We start from the raw sequence: 19794 nt of genomic DNA, 5'->3' as shown, positions 1-19794 counted from the left end.
AATAGCTTCGCTATTGAATGCAGCAAAATGTTAACCAAGAAAAGCGTTACCTGATATTCAATAAGCGTCATACAAAATAATCATAAAAAAACAATCAAACGTTTGTAAGAGGGATATATGAATAAGCTCAGTAAAGCACTATTAACCGGAACATTAATAGCTAGTTTACCTATGACATCTGTTGCATCAGAGATCAAAAATGTGATCTTGATGATAGGCGATGGCATGGGGCCGCAACAGGTAGGTTTATTAGAAACCTATGCCAAACATGCGCCTAACTCCATTTATAAGGGACGCACAACCTCCCTAGCTCAATTAGCAAAAGAAGGCGTTATCGGCGCTTCTTTAACTAACCCAAGTGATGCCATAGTCGTTGACTCAGCGTGCTCAGCAACTCAACTTGCTACCGGCATCTATACAGGCTCAGAAGTAATAGGGATAGATGAAGACGGTAACCATGTTGAAACCATTCTAGAAAAAGCTCAGCGTCTTGGTAAAGCGACAGGGCTTATTTCAGACACTCGTCTTACTCATGCGACACCTGCCGCATTTGCAGCACACCAGCCCCATAGATCACTTGAAAATGACATTGCGGTCGACATGCTAGAAACAGGCGTTGATGTCATGCTATCTGGTGGATTAAGAAACTTTATTCCAAAGTCCACCAATGATAAGGGTGCGGTTTATAACGAATTGAAAGACATGACAGAAGGTAGTGTTTATCTAAAGTCTAAACGTAAAGATGAACGTAACCTACTCGTTGAAGCCGAAGATGCAGGTTATGACCTAGCCTTTAACCGTGCTCAATTAAATGCTCAAACAGGTGATAAGTTACTCGGTTTGTTTGCTTATTCAGGCATGGCGGATGGTACTGAGCATCGTCTAAACAAGGATTCCGCTGAACGAACACAACCCACTCTAAAAGAAATGACAGAAAAAGCCCTATCTGTATTAGAAAAAGATGAAGACGGCTTCTTCCTCATGATTGAAGGTGGGCAAATCGACTGGGCAGGCCACTCAAATGATGCAGGTTCCATGCTCAATGAGTTAGTAAAATTTGATGAAGCTGTCGGCAGTGTTTACCAGTGGGCAGCGGGTCGTGATGATACACTAATCATAGTAACGGCAGACCATGAAACAGGCTCATTCGGATTTAGTTACTCCTCTGAGAACTTACCAGAAGCACAAAAACGTTCAGGGAAAGCTTTTGAGAATCAAGACTACAAGCCTAACTTCAACTTTGGTGGGTTTGATATTCTAGATGCCCTTTATAATCAAAAAATGAGCTTCTATGCTATGACAAGCAAGTTTGGCAAACTGGATAAAGCAGAACAAACGCCTGCAAACTTAGTCAAGATTGTTAACGCTAATTCAGACTTCAAAATTGATGAAGCACAAGCCAAGCGCATTCTTATGGATAAGGAAAACCCTTACCATTCACAAGGCCACAAGTATTTGTCAGCCAAGACAGTCCCTGCTATTACTGATTTCGATGCTTTCTTCCCTTACAACGATAGAGGCAACCTGATCGGTCGTGAGCTTGCTACCTCGCAAAACATTGTTTGGGGCACAGGGACTCACACAGCAGTGCCAGTGAATGTCTTCGCTTGGGGGCCTGCAAATAAAGTGCTGCCTGTTTCTTCTATCATGCATCACTCTGAACTGGGCCAGTACATGAAGAATCAGATCAACTAAGCTTTTGGTTGCTAAGAGGCTTCACCCTCAGCGCCATAAAAAAAGTCAACTTAGGTTGGCTTTTTTTATGGCTGAATGAGCATTTTATTAGCTAAATCAATAACAAAAGCTGTAACAAAACTATGTTAGTAAATCATATAAGCCTTGCTATTAAGGTTAAAGCTCGTTAGATTTATAATCATTGTTAATCATATAAACTTTTGTTAGCGAGGTACTTTATGTCTGAACAAGAAAACAGAGTATTAATGGCTGTCAAAAAGAGCCCATTAGCCTCTCAACAAGAGCTTGCTAATCAGCTTGGCATGAGCCGTGAATCAGTGGCAGGTCACATAATGCGACTCACCAATAAAGGCTTCATTTTAGGCAAAGGCTATATCGTTCCTAAAGATAACAATATCGTTGTTATCGGTGGTTGCAACTTAGATATTTGCGGCCGTTCATTGACAGAGCTACGGCTTGAAGATTCAAACCTTGGCCAGATACACCAAAGCCCAGGTGGAGTAGGCCGAAACATAGCTGAGAACTTATCTCGCCTTGGGCAAGATGTCTCACTTGTCAGTGCGATTGGCCAAGATAAGTCTGGTGATTGGTTATTAGAGCAGTGTCGCTCTAGTGGCATCAATATGGATGCCGTCATTCGCCACCCTGATTTTAGTACCAGTACCTACTTAGCCATCAATGACCCTCAAGGCCAGCTTGTAGCCGCTGTATCTGATATGGAAATAATTGATACCTTAGATGGCGCACAGTTAAGTAACAAGCAGTCTTTGTTACTGTCAGCTCAGACACTCTTACTTGAAGCAAACTTAAGTGAATCCTGCATTAGTTGGTTAGCTCAGCTTAATTGCCAAGGCAAACTTTATGCGGATGCGGTTTCAGTACAAAAGTCGACTCGCCTTAAGCCAATACTAAAAAGGCTGACGGGATTAAAGGTTAACCGTGACGAAGCAAAAGCCATCACAGGGTTAACCGAAGCCCACGACTCAGCACTCATTCATGCACTACTCTCGTTGGGTGTAAAAAACATTTTACTTAGCCTTGGCTCTGAAGGTGTGATCTTTGCGAATGCTCATCAAAGCGTGTCTTATGGCGTATTTGAAATTGATGCAGTGAGTGACACAGGTGCAGGCGACGCGCTATTTGCAGGCTTTATTCACGCAGAGCTTAACGGATGGCCAATTGATAAGGCATTAGAGTTTGCCAGTGCATGCTCAGCCATGACACTAGAATCAGATGCCGCCAACAACCCAAATATTAGTCAAAAAAATATTGAAAAATGGATAGCCAAGAAATGAAACAGTATCTAGATATCAGCCCAGAAGTAGCAGAAGCTCTTGCCAACAACAAGCCTGTTGTCGCCTTAGAAAGTACCATTATTTCACATGGTATGCCTTGGCCTCAAAATGCTGAAACAGCAAAAAAAGTAGAACAGATCATTCGTGATAATGGTGCAGTACCAGCCACCATTGCAATTCTAGATGGTCGTTTAAAAGCAGGCCTTAGTCATGAAGAAATAGACACACTAGGCCAAGCAGGCCTTTCTGTTATCAAATGCTCTCGTCGTGATTTACCTTTTGTTGTGGCAACTAAGCAACATGGTGCAACCACAGTAGCGGCAACCATGATAGTTGCCGCAATGGCTGGCATTAAAGTCTTTGCGACAGGCGGTATTGGTGGCGTTCACCGAGGCGCTGAAACCAGTTTTGATATTTCTGCTGACTTGCAAGAACTTGCTAAAACCAATGTTGCTGTTGTCTGCGCTGGCGCGAAATCCATTCTGGACCTTGGTCTTACCCGTGAGTACTTAGAAACTCAAGGTGTCCCTGTATTAGGTTTTAATACAGATAAACTGCCTGCATTCTATACCCGTGAAAGTGATCACACAGTAGATTACAACCTTAGTAGCGCAACTCAGATTGCCGATTTCCTAAAAGCAAAATGGGATATGAAGCTAGAAGGTGGTGTGGTTGTCACTAACCCGATTCCACATGAGTTTGCTATGGATAAAGCGGCGATTGACCAAGCGGTTGAACAAGCTTTAGCAGAGTCTGTGGAACAAAACATCGGTGGTAAAGAATCAACTCCTTTCTTACTAGCCCGTGTTGCTGAGTTAACGGGCGGTAACAGCTTAGCAAGTAATATAGAGCTCGTCTTTAACAATGCTAAACTTGCCTCTAAAATCGCTGCTGACCTGGTCACTGACTAAGTCATAAACGATCGTGTTAAAACTAAAAAGGCGCATCCTGCTATAGGATGCGCCTTTTTATTGGCTCTCAAACGGGTTGTTTATTTCCAGTAATTATCTGCCCAATAATCTCTTTGATCTGGCATTAAGAAGGTCCAAGCGACAAACCGGCTAACCTTTTGACCTTGCGCCATTTCAACCGTTTTCACTTCCTTGGCACCCACCTGCTTTAGTTTGCGGTATATGCCAGATAAGTTTGCCTGTTTAGAGACTAAACTGGTAAACCAGTAACAATGCTCACCAAAGTCGACACTTTGGGTAATCATGTCATTAATAAAGCGCTCTTCCCCACCTTCACACCAAAGCTCATTGTCTTGGCCGCCAAAGTTAAGGCCTTGCTTAGACGGTATTTTTTGCCCCTGATTTAAGCCTTTCCACTTACGCTGAGATTCCGCTTGCATCTTCGCATTAGAGCTATGAAAAGGAGGGTTACATAATGTCAGATCAAAGCGCTCATCTTGTTTCCAAATGCCTTCAAACATGAGCCTATTAGACGTCTGCAATCGACAATCTATATTGCCATTTAAGCAGGTATTTGAAGACACTATCGCGTTAGCTGTATCGATTGCGACCTTGTTAATGTCACTACCAACAAATTGCCACTGATATTCCCTATGACCAATAATAGGGTAAACGCAGTTAGCACCAACACCAATATCCAAGGCCTTTATCCCCTTGCCTCTGGGAATGTCTCCTTGATTACTCGTAGCAAGAAGATCCGCTAGATGGTGAATATAATCAGCACGCCCAGGAATAGGTGGACACAAGTAACCCTCAGGTATGTCCCAAAAGCTCACCCCGTAAAAGTGATTCAGAAGGGCTCGATTAAGTGCCTTTACCGCTTTTGCATCAGCAAAGTCGATAGACTCATTACCAAACTTGTTGGTTCTGATAAAAGGTGCCAGTTCAGCACTAGAATCAGCTAGCAAGGCAAAGTCATACCTCGCCCTATGGGGGTTACGAGGATGTAACTCTAGCTTCTGATTACGTGAACCACGTTTTGGTTGATGTTTTGCTTTGGTCATAAAGGCATCAATAACAATAGGAAAGGCCTAGTATACCCCATCAATAGTCTCTCTGGCAGGTTATAAAAAATACACAACTAAGGTCTCTTAGCTTTGCTTTAAGCTCTGCTACTCAATAACAAGCCAATAAAGCCTCTTAACAGTTAAAAGCTATTAGCCTTATTTATAAAATTTTAGTTTTTGACAAGGCATTTTAAGCAGACACCCTCTAAACTTAGATTTAGGACAACTCTTACATATCAAGCTCTAAAAGGAGAAACAGTGTATGAAAGAGACATTGCAAATACGAGATATCATGTCTAGAGATGCTTATTATGTGACTCAACAGACCAGCATCAACGATCTAATACAAGGTCTTTCAAGTCATAAGTTATCGGGTGCCCCCGTGGCGGATAAGTACGGTAATCTAATTGGATTTGTATCAGAGCAGGATGTACTGCCACAACTTCTACAGAATGCCTATTATTGCAATCAGCCCAACTCTATCGAATCTGTCATGCAAACGGATGTGCTAACAGTGAAACCCACTGATACCGTCATGACCTTAGCTAAAATGATGTTAGATAGAAAACCGAAAGTTTATCCTGTCGTAGAAGACAGACGCATTATTGGCATAGTAACCAGGCATCAGATAGCGGTTGCCTTAATTGAAAGCCAAAAGAATTGTGTGCCTGTCTAGACCATCAAGGTCTTCTTGGCTTTAGGCAATCAAACTAGCCAGAAGGGCCAAAGCGTTAGGCCTAACACAAAGACGATGGCAACTAGGGTAAAACCAAACTCAACCGGATTATGGCGGCATTGTCGCCATAAGGAAGGCAGCAGCCTCATGTCAGGCATATTGGCTTGATAAGCTTCTCGCCTTTCTTTTTGATCCGCTTCAATTAACGCTCTAGCCTTGTCGAAATCTTCATTATTGCGAATCCAAATTGCCGCCAAGGAAATTTGCCAGCGACCTGCTGTGGTTTCATAAAACTCAATTTCATTCTCCATAAGCAACTGACGAATGTCATTTGCTTCATCCTCTTCCACATATTTTAGCGAGAAGATTATTTTGGCCATACTGGAGCTTCCTTCGAGTGTCTTTAAGGTGGCACATAATAAGCAAAAGCTTTTTATAAAGGTATCTTTTAGCTTAAACATCATTAAAAAAAGCCCATAACCTAAAGGTTATGGGCTTTGCTCTTTCTTACTCGTCAACCTGATTTACTTTAGCAAGGCAGCAACAGCATCCGCATAAGCTTGATCCGCTTTGGCAAATTGCGCCAACATACGAGATTGAATCGACTCATTTGCCTGGGATAGACCACCAGCAATATTCTTTGCTAGCTGTGCTTTTTGATCATCATTCATCAAGCGGAATAAGTCCCCAGCTTGAGAGTAGTAGTCTTCCTCATCTTGGCTGTGAGCACCTATCCAAGCATCTTCAAGCACTGGCATCATAGGCGCTTGTAAATTGGCATTTGGTTTAGGCTCATTAGCTCTGTCATTAGGATAGAAGTTCACTTCAGGCTGTGAACCGTGACCATAAGGGCAAGCACTCGCCCCCGCATTGACGCTAGCAAACGCACCATCTCTTTGATAATGATTCACTGGGCATTTAGGTGCATTAACCGGAATATGGCTTGCATGAGTCCCAACACGATATCTATGAGCATCTTGATAAGCTAACAGTCTTGCCTGTAGCATTTTATCTGGAGAGGCACCTATGCCAGGCACCAAATTACTTGGCGCAAAGGTCGCTTGCTCTGTCTCAGCAAAGTAGTTATCAACATTACGATTAAGCTCTAGCTTACCCACTTCGATCAAAGGCACATCAGCATGTGGCCATACCTTGGTTAGGTCAAAAGGGTTAATCGCAAAGTTAGCCGCTTGACTCTCTGTCATCACCTGTAACTTGACTGTCCAACTCGGGAAATCACCGCTATCAATTGCTTCAACTAAATCCTGCTGAGCGCCATGGGCAGGTTTTAAAGCGGCCTCTTCTTCCGTTAATGTCTTCACCCCCTGATCTGTTTTCAAGTGCCACTTAACCCAGACTCGTTCCCCGTCTTGATTCCAAAAACTCAAAGTATGAGAACCAAAACCATGCATGTGCCTAAGGCTGGCTGGAATGCCTCGATCCGACATAAGAATGGTCATTTGGTGCAAAGATTGTGGGTAGTTCGCCCAGAACTCAAACATGTTTGCTGGGTTAGGTAAGTTGGTTCTGGCATCTTTTTTCTGAGAATGAATAAAGTCAGGAAACTTAATCGGATCATTTAGGAAAAAGATGGGGGTATTATTCCCCACTAGGTCAAAATTACCTTCTTGAGTGTAAAACTTAACAGCAAAGCCTCTAGGATCACGTGCATAATCTGATGAGTCTTGTCCTTATGAGCAATAATCAATTTCAATATAATATATGAAATACAATTAATTCATTAGAATACAGTGACTTATGAAACCTATATATAATTTTATCTTTACCACTTTTATAGATTTTGTTAAAAACAATCGACTACTCTCGATTCCAGCAGTAAAGTGATCGCTTATCTTTTACAGAAAATTTAGATGTTGAAAAATATCATTATTAGGTCCAAAATTTAAGTAGTTGGAAACATACCCAACTAAGAGTAAGAGCGAGATCGTTTTGATTGCGAGTTTAACCACTCTAAATACCTCGCCTCCCGTTGACTACTTAACTACCTAGATAAATACCATACCTAGTATGCTTTTATCTATTGTGGATGCCAGCGCCCTGCAAGACAGAGATAAACAACAAAAGTTGATAATAGGAATCATAGAATAAACGAGGGCCTCTTTTACGACAAAGTTCAAGAGGCCTTTTTGTCTGCTTTATTCAGAAAAAACCTAAGTAAAGTAATGGCAATTGTAAATTCGGTAAGCACTATTAGTGATAGTGACTGAAAAAACTAAATAATCCAAGGAGTTACCTTCAAGTTTAATTATTGAGTCTACTTTGTGGAAGGACGACTCAAGAATAATCCTAAAAAACCACCAACTCCTACAGCTAGTAAAATCCAAAACAGTTTTGGATTTTTTTCTACGAGTGTATATATTGCGGCTAGAGTGGTTGCGCCTGTGATGGTATAAAATACTTGTTTAGAGCTTATCTTTTCGTTTCCGGCCCAGTTAACAAAATGCTCACAATTCTGTGATGTAACGGAGTATTTCCAAACCCCTATTTTAGACCTAGCTCTTTTAATGATATTTTCAGGAGATAATATAGGTGTATCCGCAACAACTTTAGTAGGCTGGCCATTTACCACTTTATCCCATGGCTCTTCCATTACAGTACCAGTTCTTTTAGTAGCAGAAATAAGCATCAGCTTTCCCTCTGAACAAAGTTTATCTGAAACAATGGACCAATGTTGATACGTTGAAAAATTAGATACGATGAAATCCCCTGGCTTTGCAATTGCTTCCGCTTCAGTTCCTATTTCAAAGTTCATACTACTTAAAAGCAAAGATTGTTCACTCATTAAATCATCCTTAATTATTTATTTTTTACAGCCTACATAAATTAGATTCATATTGTATTTAACTTAAAACTATTACAATAATATTTGGGCCACTTACTCTTTTTCAAGAGCTTAAGCTGTTTATCAAAGTATAGGAATCTCATTTACCCCATGTGGTGATTGTTTAATCTGATGAGTTGTTTTGAACGACATAAAAAAAGGTGAGAGCCTAGCCCATAAGCCTAAGTTCAAGCTTTAGATACCTCAGAATTGAACTTAGAGCTGCTGACTAGTTCCCTCTATCTCTGGCAATAAAAAAGACTTAAGATTATCTACTTAATCATTAGTCGCTGATGACATTAAGTAAAAGTTCTTAGGGAGAAGATATAGATGATATTTATACGAGATAATGGGGAACTAAAAAATATTGTTAGATGGGAAGATATCATTGAGCGCGCTAATTTCAAAGACAACCATAATCTAGCTAATGCTTCTTTGAGTGATATTATCGGATATTATGAACTACCAACCATGATTCGCTGTGGTTTAAGTAGCTGTCACACCGAACACAAAAAAGGCTACTTGGTTAGCCTTAATGATGGATGTGAAATAAATATCGGTCATACATGTGGAAGCAATGCATTCGATGTCGAATTTGAAAAATTATCAAAAGAGTTTCAAAACTTTAGACAGATCGAAGAATGTAAGGTTACGATAAATAAAGCTAAAACGAAAACAGCTCAATGGGATAGAGACCTTAATAGAATACTTGATGGTAAACGTGGAGCGAAATGGGCAAGTAGACAGTTAAAAGCGTTGGTTACCGGTTCAATAATTGGTAAAGCCACTGCCAACTACCTAAATCTTATGGTTAAGCATCGTAATGCAAAAATAGAAATTAATGAAGAGCTTACTGACAAATGGGAAATTGCACAGAGAAAAGAAGCAAACCCTAGAATGCACTTTGATGAGTTAAAGTGGACTAAAAAATCAATTGGCTACCTTGATCATATAGAAGCCTTATTTCCTGAAAACGACTTACAACACCTATTAATTAAAAGAACACAAAAAAACATTCGATTAATCGAAGAGTGTGATCCCTATCGTATGTCATTAGCTCAGTTAACATTGATTAGAAAGACAGCGAATGACATACCAAAGGACATGGAAAATTGTGACTTAGCTTTAATAAAGGCCAAACAATTTCTATCTCATAGCAACCTAAAAAAATTACTCCCTATTTTTGATGATCAGGTCCAGTTTAACCATATAGACAAATCTGATTTTGAAAACTTTCTTAAAAATATGTACAAGAGTAGTCCCAAAAAAAGCACATTAGCTTAGCATCTCATTAAGTTTTTTATGCCACTAATCCGTTTAATGTGGAGAGTAATGCTAATAATCCGAGTTATTAGTATCTATAACTAAATAAAGTTGATCACTCACTCACCTACATATGAAAACTTTTAATTGCTCGGATATGTAATAATAGTTTAAATTTAAGTGCATTTTTTGATAGATTCAGTCTCATTCAAGTGATGAATTTGAGTTAGAGAATTAAACTTATTATCTGTGATAAATCAACAAAACATACGTTTATAGGGAAAAAATGAACATTCGCGAATTTATAGGAAAGTACCGTAACCACCCTGTTTTATTTGTTGGTGCAGGTATAAGTTTACGTTATCTTAATAATGCTTTTACATGGAATGGCTTGTTAAAGCATGTGGCCTATGAGCTCAAAGGAAATAATGAATTTTATCTTGATATTAAAGCTGAGTGTCAGTCTAACGGGAAATATGACTACACAAAACTTGCAACAAAATTGGAGCAGGAATTCAATACTGATCTAGGTAGAGATAGAAATGGTAAATTTAAGGAAGTTAATGATATTTTTTATCGTGAAATGGAAAATGAAAATTATCTAAGTCGCTTCAAAATTTATATATCTCAATTAGTTAGTGAGCTTAACTATAAAGAAGCTATGAATGAAGAATTAACTGAACTAAAAAAAGTTCGTAAAAATATTGGCTCTGTAATTACTACAAATTACGATGCGCTTATTGAAGATATTTTTGGTTTTGAGCCATTAGTAGGGAACGATATTCTACTTAGCAATCCATATGGCTCTGTTTATAAAATTCATGGCTCTTGTACTGACCCTTCCAAGGTGATTATTACTGAAGAAGACTATGAACAATTTAACGAAAAGTATGAATTAATCAGAGCTCAATTATTATCAATATTTATACATAACCCTATCATATTCATGGGGTATGGTATTGGTGATGAAAATATAAAAAGTTTACTTAAAACAATCTTTACCTATGTTGAGCCAAATTCAGAAACTGCAGAGCGGATTAGAAATAATTTTTTATTAGTTGAGTTTGAAGACGGCTCTCGATCACATGAAATTAGTGAGCATGATATAGATTTAGAAGGCTTTTCGACTATCCGAATCAACAAGCTAAAAACAGATGATTTTAACGAAATTTACAAATCACTTTCCAATTTAAACCTCCCTGTTTCAGCAATGGATATTAGAAAAGTACAAAGTATTGTTAAAGATATCTATTCAGGAGCAAGTGATGACGGCACGAGTATTAAAGTAAACATTACAGAAGACATTAACTCACTAAGTAATAGTGACAAAATTCTTGTAATAGGTTCTTCTAAATCGATTACATATGAACATAAAAATTCTTCAAGCTTCATATCTGAATATTTCCAAATTATAGAAGAGTCTAACCATCAGTTACTACAATTAATTGATAAAATAAACATTGCTAAGACCCAGTGGTTTCCTATCTATGCTTTCGACACAATTCATCCTGATTTAAAAAAAGCTACACACTTAAAGACTCAACAACTTCGTAAAATAGAAGAATACTTACTAACACTTTCTTGTTCAGTACAAACAACTCATAAGCTTTTACAAGATATTTATGATGATGAATCAGTAACCAGAACAAATAAGATAAGCTCAATTCTGTGGTCAACATGGAATGATGCTGTAAATTTGGAGGAAGTAGAAAAACTTTTGCTATCTATGCCTGACAAAAAAGGGACTGATTACCGCAGGTTGCTTTGCGCATATGATTACAAAAGATACTGTAAATAACTGATTTAACAAATACAAGCTAAAGGGTCATCTTTATTTTCGAAATAAAGTTGATTAATCGGCAAGGGATAAGCCTGCTGTGAGTTTATAATTGTAGCTATTAATTGGACTGATAATGAGTGACAAATATAATGCAAGAAGCCTTATACATACAGAGCAAGGAAAAAAGTGGCTTCTTCAGTTTAATAGACAGGATCAGGAAGCTGCCGCCCACCTTGCCAACTCTCTAACCTTAGTTTCTCAATCTGAATTCAGACGGAACTTACAGAATAAGATAATAAAAGTGTCAGAAGGGATTGATGGAAAAGTTGCATTATTTTCAGTTAGAGAAATCAAAAAAAACAACTGTAGAGAAGTCATTCCATTTTATCATCAAGTAAAAGTTAGCGAAGATGGACAGACAGTAAATTCAGTTGAAGACTCTGCTGACTTAGGCAGCGAGGCAATCGTAGCGCAACTTATCAGGCAAATGAGTAAGGCTAATCCCTCTAAATATCTAAATCACCCTTCACTCGAAGCTCTCAGAAGCTCTCGGTGTAATTACATAATATTTGTAGATGACTTTATTGGATCTGGAAGAAGGGTTCGAGACTTTCTAACAAGCTTTTGGTTGGTTCCAAGTGTTGTTTCGTGGCTATCAACAAAGCACATTAATTTTAAAGTGATAGCGTACTCAGGCACAGAAACTGGTATTTCTTGGGTTAATGAACATAAATCAAATCCTGAAGTGCTAATCCATATGGAAGCACCGACAATAAATAGTATGTTTTGGCCGTCATATAAAAAAGATGAAGTTATCGAGTTATGTCGAAAATATGGTCGTATAGCAAACAAAAATAAAAAGAACATGTGGCTTGGCTTTAAACAATCTATGGCAACTTTAGTGTTTGAGCATGGCTGCCCGAACAATACACCACTCATTTTATGGGAGCCGACTAAAGGCAATAATCAATGGATAGGCCTTTTTCCTAACAGGGCTATTACAGCCAATACAATGTCAGTCTTTCCACCAGAGGTTGTTCAAGGCGATCCAATAAAAATACTACAAAACATAGGACAAAAAACACTTGCTAAATCTGGCGCCATGACCAGAAGAGGAGAGTTTGGTCAAACTGTTTTAATAGTTTTAGCATTAATAGCAAAAAGTAAAAGAAAACGTGCGTCTCTATGCTTTGCTACAGGCTTGAGTGTAGATAATTTTGAACGAGTAATTGAAAGATGTATTAAGTGGCAATACTTAACACCACAACGAAGAATCACGCAAAAAGGTTTAAGGGAACTAGCAGCAGCAAGAAAACTAAAGCCTAAAGAGTCAAAATCGCTTGATATAGGGAGCTTTAGTTATTACCCTTCGCAATTGAGAGAGGCTGCATATGATTAGTGATAGCAAGCAACTTACTCTAAGTTGCTGTAGTTACTTTAGTGGTGACTACTGGGGTATGGATTTCCTGATCCTCATGGAAAAGCTTACGCTTGGCTGGAGGGTGAATACTCTGCCGTATACCCACGTAAGCCTAAGGCCGCCAGAGCACTCATCCGCCTGCGGCGGTGTTTCGGAGTAATTATATGTGGTCTCCTCAACTTTATTTAAAACTTGGAATCCAAGAGGGACATTCTACAGAATTACTTGAAAGAGCTATTTCTCAAAGTGACGCTGTTATCAATTCCGAATATTCTCTCCCATCAATCCTATCTTTAAAACACTTAGCAGTTCGAACTGGCGTGAGTTACGAGAGCCTTAGAAGTATTGTTAGCCGCTCTGCGCCTAAAACATATAATAAGTTTTCTATTCGAAAGCGATCAGGTGGTCGCCGTTATATCCATGTCCCTAGCCTAGAGTTAATGCATGCTCAACGCTGGATAAATGAACACATTTTAAAAAAAATTAAAGTCCATCCTTCAAGCCATGCATTTATTGAAGGTAGCTCTATTCAAAAATGTGCTTCAAAACATTGTGGAGCTAAGTGGTTAATCAAGTTAGATATAACCGATTTTTTTGAATCTATTTCTGAAATTCAAATATTTCGGTCATTTAAAGAGTTAGGATATCAACCTTTAGTATCTTTCGAATTAGCTAGACTTTGTACGGTGCCTACTCACCATAAGAGCCAACGTAGGCATTACATACAGTGGAGATCTTGGTATAGAAACGAATCTATAACTGATTATAACAAGAGCTTAATTGGGTATTTACCTCAAGGAGCCCCAACAAGTCCTTTGTTATCAAATATAGTTATGAGAAAAAATGATGAGGAGCTAAAAAAATTAGCGCATAAATTTAAACTCACATATACAAGGTATAGTGATGACTTAAGTTTCTCAACGAGATCAAAAAATTTTGATAGGTATAAAGCCAAAGAATTAGTATTTGAGGTATATAGAATATTATCTAAATCAGGATATCTTCCACAATACAGAAAAACCAAAGTAATCTCACCAAGCAGTAAAAAAGTAATACTAGGGCTTAATGTTGATGGTGACACTCCTAGGTTACAAAAAGAGTTTAAGGACCGTTTGAGACAGCACTTTTATTATATAAAGAAACTTGGACTTGATGAACATATCATAAACAGAGAATTTGATTCTGTATGGGGTTTTAAATCTCATCTCCGAGGAATGATTGATTACGCAAATATGATTGAGCCTGAATATGCAAAGAAACAACTTGAGACATTCAAGTCAATTGATTGGCCTATTTAATGTATATTTTTTGATTTACCAGAGATAGCTTGTAAGTGGCAGTTCAGTCCTCTGGCCTTTTTCTCACTAGATCATTTAAGTCAATATTAGGTATTTCACTAGCATTCGAAAATATTCTTTCGATCATTCGTAGTTGCTCTGCATTATTTCTTTCAAGCAGGACAACTTCAGCTCTCAATGATTCGATTTGCTCTATTAGACTTACTTCGGAGGCTGTTACCTTTGTATATATTGCAGGTGTTGCACCTCTTAGTAGAGCCTTTCTAGTTCGATATTCGGAGTCTATCCCTACGTATGTTGTAAGAGTTTGTCTTGTAGTCTTAAGGCCTATTTCTAGCTCAATAGCTTTTACAAGAGCAGACCAAGTTAGTTTGCCACGCCATGTTGCAATAATTTTCTCTATTTTCTGTTGCGACTCAGCAGAAACCTTTGGGGTAGCCATTTATATTTCCCCTTTGTTAACTCCAAATGAAGAAAGTAAGTTTGTTAACTCTAAGTTATCAATTTTATCTTTTGTTGATGGACTTTTTGAAAGAAAATCTGATAGCTCAACTTTAAAATTAGGAAGCTCAACACGTACCTCTTCTACTTGTCTTGATGTTAAGTCCGTAAGGATAAAGCTTGTATCAGTCCCCCTGAATCGAATAATAGTTCCTTTAGCTTTTTGAAGCATCAACTCAACAAGTTTGAATAAGATTTCAGTGTTTCTTGAATGGATGATGTACCATTCCTGCATTGCTTTAGAGCTAGATAATCTTGGATCTCCTTTAATAGACTTAAGTCGCTCTATCTGAAATTCCTTGTCTTTATTTAAGAAATTAATTGCATCAGTATCACCAGCGATATGGCATGACTGACTGCACATAAAGCACTGACTAGAAAAGTCATTTAAGTAATCACAAGGAGTAACATTTAGTTCTTGTGTGCAAACACCTGTTGAAGTAATTGTTGCCGGAAAGTGAGTAGTGACGGATATATCTTTCATTGTAATTATCTTTATATCAACACTATCAATTGATTCCTGAGTCGGATTTATTATTGCTCTAACCCGATTAGTTTTATCTGTTTCTGGTACATGAATATATGTATATGTTTGCTCATTACTTACTCTACCAGACCAAGCAGAAATTATTTCAATCGGTATATTGCTCTTAAAAGCTAATGTATTTGCATAATGCCGAAGTGAGTGAGGCTTTAAACCCAATTCCCTTGAAAAATTATAATCTTCAAAAATTGTTTTCGTTGCTTTAGACTTTTGGGGCGATAACTTTCTTAATGTAATACTTGAAAGGTACGAGGGGGGGAGAATCGCATACATGCTCTTACCAAGATTATATGGACCACTTAACCTCCCTGAATCTTTTCCTGTGGGAGATTTACCAAGTACCCTTGCTGCAAAAAAGCTCCCATTACAGCAGAATAATGATGACTCTAACCTAACAGATTTATCGTCAAGGAAGAATAAAGGGAAGCTAGGTAATGCAACTTTAGTCAAATAATAGATCCATATGGCTTCTAACTCAGAGATCGATATATAATAATTATTCTTAAATAAATTATGAAACTCCCCTCTATTTAATGAATGATCGAAAAGTTTGCCAATACTTCCTCTACGCCCCATTGAAGTTCTGATCAAATCATCTTTTTCTAAAAGATAAACAGGCTTGCTTTCCCAGTACTTAGAATTACCGTATTGCTTTAAAGTAGGTTTAATCATGCTCCTTTTAAGAACACTAATCCTAATATCTTCGTTATAGAACCCCAAGATATAGCCAAGCTGAAATAAATGAATATTCTGCCCTAACTTAAAGCGGTTTTTACGGTCACTACAAACCTCAAAACCAGATAGAAGTAACTTTAAAGATTGATTAGGATTCTGATAAAAGCGGCAAAGTATTCGTGAAGGTTCACTGGCAAAATTAAAAAAATTCACAGCTTTTTCAACCTGTTTAGATAAGGCAGAAAGAAGGTGATTTTTATTATTTTTATAGCCCTTACTGCCAATCCAATCGAGGTAATAAATAGGAGGCTGATTTCCCTCTTTATATGACTTCAGTTTTTGTTTCGGTATAAGAAATGTTTCAGCGTTTAATCTATTTGGGGATGATAATGCTAACAGAGACGTAGTTGTGACCAATGCAGATAGAGGGTCAACAATACTCCCTTCCTTGATCGTCCCATCCAAGTTTACATCTTTGAATACTTCGTTAAAAATTGCTCCTATCGTAATAATAGAAGCGTCCTTTGGAAGTTTATCAAAGCGTTGGTCGACAACATTTCCACCCGTTCTATCTCGATTTTCACTGAAATGAGTAGTAAAACGTGGGGTAAGTTGGTTTTCAAAAAGAAAATCTACGAAAGCTTTATGATCATTCCTTCCTTTTATTGAATAATAAAGCTCTTGGTTTAATTGATACAGACTACACTTTATTACACTAAGCAGTTTTCTAGCGCCAAGGGCTTCTCTTTGTTTACTTTTTGCGGATATCTGCTTGTTTGATAGTTGAATAACAAAGACTTTAAATAAGTAATTATATGGATATGAGAGAGCATTCAATCTATTAAGTGTTCTTCCACTGTTTGGTATTGTTGCTAGAAATTTTACTTTTCGACCTGAGTTAGGATCTATATAAAACCATACAAGATCATCAAAATCAGCAACTTGGTTATTTGGGCCCGAAAATTGATTTAAATTATAGCTACGATATTTTTCTATAAGTTCCTTTAAACGTAGTTCGTATCTATTCAACATTGGCTTGAACTCTTTTAAGGAGCATGTCATCACATAGCGCGATTGTATAATTAATTAAGGTAATCTGCTTATTCAGTTTTTCAAGGCTATGACTCTGTAACGGGGCGATTAATGCAGTTCTATTTACATCCCGTTTTTTTTCAGCAGCCGATAATACTGCTCGATGATCAGCTTCTAAAAAAGGTTTGAAGTTTTCACAACCATAACAACCTAAAGGCCTACCAAGCTTTGTAGAGCACCTATTACATGATGTTTGGCTAGAAGCTTCACCTACTACATTAAAGTCATTGTCATAAATATAATGCCCATTAAAATCAAGCTCACTAATAGGAGAATTAAAGGCTTTTTTTAAAAAACTATTACCTATATACCGCTTATCAATCATTGTTCTTGTTTTGAAATCCATATCAATATAAGACTGTACTGCTTGCATCGTGACTCCAGTAATTTTAGCTAGCTGTGGCTTACTCAACCCATCCCTAGCGCCACGAGTTAATATTGTATGTCTTAACCTATTTGACGTTGCTTTAGCTATGGCTACCCTTTCAGACTTAATTATATGTTGCTCTAGAGATTTACCAATTGAACTACTGTTAACATGAAAAGCTACGGATTTATCAGTAAAAACCTCTTTAATTTCATCTATAGAATTAACCTTCAACTCAAATAAGCTTCGGTGAAGAAATATTGGCATATTCTGCAAAAGTTTTATAAGTTGCTTTTCATTTACTGAATGGCCATTAAGCTCAAGCCACAGTTTAACCCCTTCAGCATAAAGCTTTTTAAAGTTTAGAAGTTCATTGGAAAGCCTTTCATGCAATGGTATACCGTACTTTTCTGGTTGCTCTCTAATACCAGATTTTGAATCCTTCGCAATATAAACCCTCACCTGCAACAACGGCTTCCCCAATGAAGCAGCCATATCGTGCGTTACAATTCTTTTTTCGTTGAAGGATGAAGTTAGTGGAATTAAGTCGCTCCACTTCATACGCTGCAATTGAACAGGTCGTCTTATAATGGAAGTCAGTAGTTTTGCGCTAATGGCATAGCTGATAGAAGAGAATTTTTGGCTTTTATAGAAATCAAAATCATATTCTATAAACCAATTAAAGTTTTCTATTTTTTTATTAATGACTGATATAAAGGAGTCAAATTCAATGTCAGATAAAGAACCTTTTAAGGGGTCCAAATGGTTGTTCGTTTCTTTATTTAAATGTTTACTCGTAAAGTCATGATGAGATGAATACGCCCTATAACCTAATTTTTTTATTCTACAAAAGAGAGAATTTAGCCCTTTTTTATGCCCCGTTGATAGGTTGCTCCACATAGCTTTTAACTGGTGTAATAGCGGAATTCCGTCAGCTAAATATTGCTTTGCAACAAAAATGTTACCCACTAGGGTTGAGGCTGAAAGTTTTTGAACACTATACTTAAAAACGTCAAGCATCATATTGTATTCGTCTTCAGGCATATTACTCGAATGAAGCCATCCCATCTCGATCTTATAGCCTTTATCCTTATTCGGTAGAAGTATCCATTCTTCATCCAAAGCATTAATTTCAAGACCGGAATTGGCAATAAAAATATTTTTTTGACTATGCACTAATCTTTTTATACCGATCGTCTCTTCATTATTCATTGCTTGTTAACTCGCTCTTGATGGGCTTTTGACACTTCTCGCACCTGCTCAAATAAACGTTTTTCATTGTAAACTTGACCCATGCTAGAGTTAGCAGACCATCCCATAGCATATTTTCTAACATCTTCAATCAATCTTGAGTCCATTCCACTCGACCTTCCTTTTTCATCAAATATCTCGTTCCATTTATGGCGAAGCATGTGCGGGTGAATTCGAAAACTTAGAGCTTTGGATAGCCTTAGGAATATCGCATTAACAGACTTAAGGGATAGGGGGTTGCCAGAGGTATTTCGGGAGTTTTTTTCGCTTACAAAAATAAAATCATGATAGCTGGAGCGTTCAAAATTCAAACGAATATGATTTATATAGAATTTTATCTGTTTGAGTAATTCGGGGTCTACAACCGCAAGGTGAGACTTTGTTTTTTGATTTGGCATGTAGTTACGTGTGTCTGTTTTATCATAACCAGAGCGATAAATTTCGATCTCATCAAAAGTCCCATAAAAATGGCAATCTGAAATCTTAAGCTTAGCTAAAGCTCCCCTTCTAATTCCCGATTGAATTAATAAAGATACAATCAAGTAATTTCTTATCTTCGAGGATTTAAATGGGTTTTTAGAAGAGGATGGTAAAATCATTTCCAAAAGCTCTAGAAACTTATCATTTGGTATTACTGACTCATTAATCCTTTTCACGGCTAACGAGAAGTTTTTTCCAAACCCCTCTTCACAAAGCTTCATTCTCGAAATAAGAGTATCGAACTTATTCTGAAGTTGTTCACCTACCAAATAATCATGATGAAAGTGATTGAACAACCATTCACTATATTCTCTGAGTCTTCTTAAACGACCTTGGATAGTCTCTGGCCTTACCTGAGAGTGAATACGTGAGTTTGCAGAAATAATGTTTCGAATATCCTTATTTTCAATGCTAAAACTGGCTATATCTACACCTTTTCTTCCATTAATTGGATAGTAGCAATGACGAAAGAAGGCGTTATATTCTTCATTAGAAAGCAATCGCTGAGAAGCAAAGCGGCTTGGTAAATCATTGAAAAAACTAATGACAAAGATCAGTTCATTCACATAACGTCTAATAGTATTAGGCGCTTTAGATATTAGTATCATGTTGATATAAGTAGATATGTAGGGATCGA

The 19794-nt window shown here is 37.7% G+C and carries 16 protein-coding genes and 1 pseudogene; 8 read left to right on the top strand and 9 right to left on the bottom strand.

The annotated features are described in order from the left end of the window. Positions 1 to 117: 117 nt before the first annotated feature. From TW85_RS05045 to TW85_RS05035, 3 genes are all read left to right on the top strand, one after another. Entirely contained in the window at positions 118 to 1695 is a 1578-nt protein-coding gene (locus TW85_RS05045) for an alkaline phosphatase (RefSeq protein WP_046016003.1), read from the top strand. Positions 1696 to 1913: 218 nt separating this feature from the next. Further along, the gene (locus TW85_RS05040) at positions 1914 to 2990 is read left to right on the top strand and encodes a PfkB family carbohydrate kinase (RefSeq protein ID WP_046016002.1); all 1077 of its coding nucleotides are present in this window, start codon (positions 1914 to 1916) and stop codon (positions 2988 to 2990) included. Then, positions 2987 to 3901, top strand: coding sequence for a pseudouridine-5'-phosphate glycosidase (locus TW85_RS05035; protein ID WP_046016001.1), 915 nt, complete (start codon positions 2987 to 2989; stop codon positions 3899 to 3901). Before TW85_RS05040 ends, TW85_RS05035 begins: the two co-directional genes overlap by 4 nt. Positions 3902 to 3981: 80 nt before the next feature. Here TW85_RS05035 and rlmF read toward each other — a convergent pair whose 3' ends face one another. Continuing rightward, the gene (gene rlmF, locus TW85_RS05030) at positions 3982 to 4965 is read right to left on the bottom strand and encodes a 23S rRNA (adenine(1618)-N(6))-methyltransferase RlmF (protein WP_046016000.1); all 984 of its coding nucleotides are present in this window, start codon (positions 4963 to 4965) and stop codon (positions 3982 to 3984) included. 265 nt (positions 4966 to 5230) lie between these two features. Between rlmF and TW85_RS05025 the strand changes: the two genes are divergently transcribed. Next, positions 5231 to 5644, top strand: coding sequence for a CBS domain-containing protein (locus tag TW85_RS05025; RefSeq protein ID WP_046015999.1), 414 nt, complete (start codon positions 5231 to 5233; stop codon positions 5642 to 5644). A gap of 29 nt (positions 5645 to 5673) precedes the next feature. Here TW85_RS05025 and TW85_RS05020 read toward each other — a convergent pair whose 3' ends face one another. From TW85_RS05020 to TW85_RS05010, 4 genes and pseudogenes are all read right to left on the bottom strand, one after another. Beyond that, entirely contained in the window at positions 5674 to 6024 is a 351-nt protein-coding gene (locus TW85_RS05020; RefSeq protein ID WP_046016076.1) for a DUF6164 family protein, read from the bottom strand. Positions 6025 to 6168: 144 nt separating this feature from the next. Next, on the bottom strand, positions 6169 to 6402 hold the full coding sequence (locus tag TW85_RS26575) for a catalase-related domain-containing protein (RefSeq protein WP_272947154.1): 234 nt from the start codon (positions 6400 to 6402) through the stop codon (positions 6169 to 6171). Positions 6403 to 6510: 108 nt separating this feature from the next. Then, positions 6511 to 7320 (bottom strand): annotated as a pseudogene (locus TW85_RS26435) (catalase); the annotation flags it as partial. 599 nt (positions 7321 to 7919) lie between these two features. Continuing rightward, positions 7920 to 8447 carry a lecithin retinol acyltransferase family protein gene (locus tag TW85_RS05010; protein ID WP_202904830.1) on the bottom strand — a complete coding sequence of 176 codons (528 nt, stop codon included), beginning with the start codon at positions 8445 to 8447 and terminating at the stop codon, positions 7920 to 7922. Between the two features lie 369 nt (positions 8448 to 8816). On the opposite strand from TW85_RS05010, the gene TW85_RS05005 reads away from it, so the two are divergent. From TW85_RS05005 to TW85_RS04990, 4 genes are all read left to right on the top strand, one after another. Next, entirely contained in the window at positions 8817 to 9770 is a 954-nt protein-coding gene (locus TW85_RS05005) for a hypothetical protein (protein ID WP_046015998.1), read from the top strand. Between the two features lie 265 nt (positions 9771 to 10035). Further along, positions 10036 to 11547 carry an SIR2 family protein gene (locus TW85_RS05000; RefSeq protein WP_046015997.1) on the top strand — a complete coding sequence of 504 codons (1512 nt, stop codon included), beginning with the start codon at positions 10036 to 10038 and terminating at the stop codon, positions 11545 to 11547. Between the two features lie 115 nt (positions 11548 to 11662). Next, entirely contained in the window at positions 11663 to 12928 is a 1266-nt protein-coding gene (locus TW85_RS04995; protein WP_046015996.1) for a hypothetical protein, read from the top strand. A gap of 185 nt (positions 12929 to 13113) precedes the next feature. Next, entirely contained in the window at positions 13114 to 14247 is a 1134-nt protein-coding gene (locus tag TW85_RS04990) for a reverse transcriptase family protein (RefSeq protein ID WP_046015995.1), read from the top strand. Positions 14248 to 14290: 43 nt separating this feature from the next. Here the strand turns inward: TW85_RS04990 and TW85_RS04985 are convergent, their stop codons facing one another. The 4 genes from TW85_RS04985 to TW85_RS04970 are packed head-to-tail and all read right to left on the bottom strand — an operon-like array spanning position 14291 to position 19723. Beyond that, positions 14291 to 14689 (bottom strand): hypothetical protein, encoded by a 399-nt coding sequence (locus TW85_RS04985; RefSeq protein ID WP_046015994.1) that lies wholly within the window; start codon positions 14687 to 14689, stop codon positions 14291 to 14293. Further along, positions 14690 to 16999 carry a hypothetical protein gene (locus TW85_RS04980; protein WP_046015993.1) on the bottom strand — a complete coding sequence of 770 codons (2310 nt, stop codon included), beginning with the start codon at positions 16997 to 16999 and terminating at the stop codon, positions 14690 to 14692. It lies immediately after the preceding gene. After that, positions 16989 to 18638 (bottom strand): site-specific integrase, encoded by a 1650-nt coding sequence (locus TW85_RS04975; protein ID WP_046015992.1) that lies wholly within the window; start codon positions 18636 to 18638, stop codon positions 16989 to 16991. The genes TW85_RS04980 and TW85_RS04975 overlap by 11 nt, the downstream gene beginning before the upstream one ends. Further along, positions 18635 to 19723, bottom strand: coding sequence for a site-specific integrase (locus tag TW85_RS04970; RefSeq protein WP_202904829.1), 1089 nt, complete (start codon positions 19721 to 19723; stop codon positions 18635 to 18637). Before TW85_RS04970 ends, TW85_RS04975 begins: the two co-directional genes overlap by 4 nt. Positions 19724 to 19794 lie beyond the last annotated feature (71 nt).

The sequence above is a fragment of the Marinomonas sp. S3726 genome (assembly GCF_000967665.1).
GTDB lineage: Bacteria > Pseudomonadota > Gammaproteobacteria > Pseudomonadales > Marinomonadaceae > Marinomonas.
This window is presented reverse-complemented; position numbering and strand designations above follow the sequence as displayed.

What these genes read in the sequence shown, in the direction of transcription:
- TW85_RS05045 (WP_046016003.1), top strand. Translation starts at nt 118, where the DNA reads ATGAATAAGCTCAGTAAAGCACTATTAACCGGAACATTAATAGCTAGT.
- TW85_RS05040 (WP_046016002.1), top strand. Translation starts at nt 1,914, where the DNA reads ATGTCTGAACAAGAAAACAGAGTATTAATGGCTGTCAAAAAGAGCCCA.
- TW85_RS05035 (WP_046016001.1), top strand. Translation starts at nt 2,987, where the DNA reads ATGAAACAGTATCTAGATATCAGCCCAGAAGTAGCAGAAGCTCTTGCC.
- rlmF (WP_046016000.1), bottom strand. Translation starts at nt 4,965, where the DNA reads ATGACCAAAGCAAAACATCAACCAAAACGTGGTTCACGTAATCAGAAG.
- TW85_RS05025 (WP_046015999.1), top strand. Translation starts at nt 5,231, where the DNA reads ATGAAAGAGACATTGCAAATACGAGATATCATGTCTAGAGATGCTTAT.
- TW85_RS05020 (WP_046016076.1), bottom strand. Translation starts at nt 6,024, where the DNA reads ATGGCCAAAATAATCTTCTCGCTAAAATATGTGGAAGAGGATGAAGCA.
- TW85_RS26575 (WP_272947154.1), bottom strand. Translation starts at nt 6,402, where the DNA reads ATGCCAGTGCTTGAAGATGCTTGGATAGGTGCTCACAGCCAAGATGAG.
- TW85_RS05010 (WP_202904830.1), bottom strand. Translation starts at nt 8,447, where the DNA reads ATGAGTGAACAATCTTTGCTTTTAAGTAGTATGAACTTTGAAATAGGA.
- TW85_RS05005 (WP_046015998.1), top strand. Translation starts at nt 8,817, where the DNA reads ATGATATTTATACGAGATAATGGGGAACTAAAAAATATTGTTAGATGG.
- TW85_RS05000 (WP_046015997.1), top strand. Translation starts at nt 10,036, where the DNA reads ATGAACATTCGCGAATTTATAGGAAAGTACCGTAACCACCCTGTTTTA.
- TW85_RS04995 (WP_046015996.1), top strand. Translation starts at nt 11,663, where the DNA reads ATGAGTGACAAATATAATGCAAGAAGCCTTATACATACAGAGCAAGGA.
- TW85_RS04990 (WP_046015995.1), top strand. Translation starts at nt 13,114, where the DNA reads ATGTGGTCTCCTCAACTTTATTTAAAACTTGGAATCCAAGAGGGACAT.
- TW85_RS04985 (WP_046015994.1), bottom strand. Translation starts at nt 14,689, where the DNA reads ATGGCTACCCCAAAGGTTTCTGCTGAGTCGCAACAGAAAATAGAGAAA.
- TW85_RS04980 (WP_046015993.1), bottom strand. Translation starts at nt 16,999, where the DNA reads ATGTTGAATAGATACGAACTACGTTTAAAGGAACTTATAGAAAAATAT.
- TW85_RS04975 (WP_046015992.1), bottom strand. Translation starts at nt 18,638, where the DNA reads ATGAATAATGAAGAGACGATCGGTATAAAAAGATTAGTGCATAGTCAA.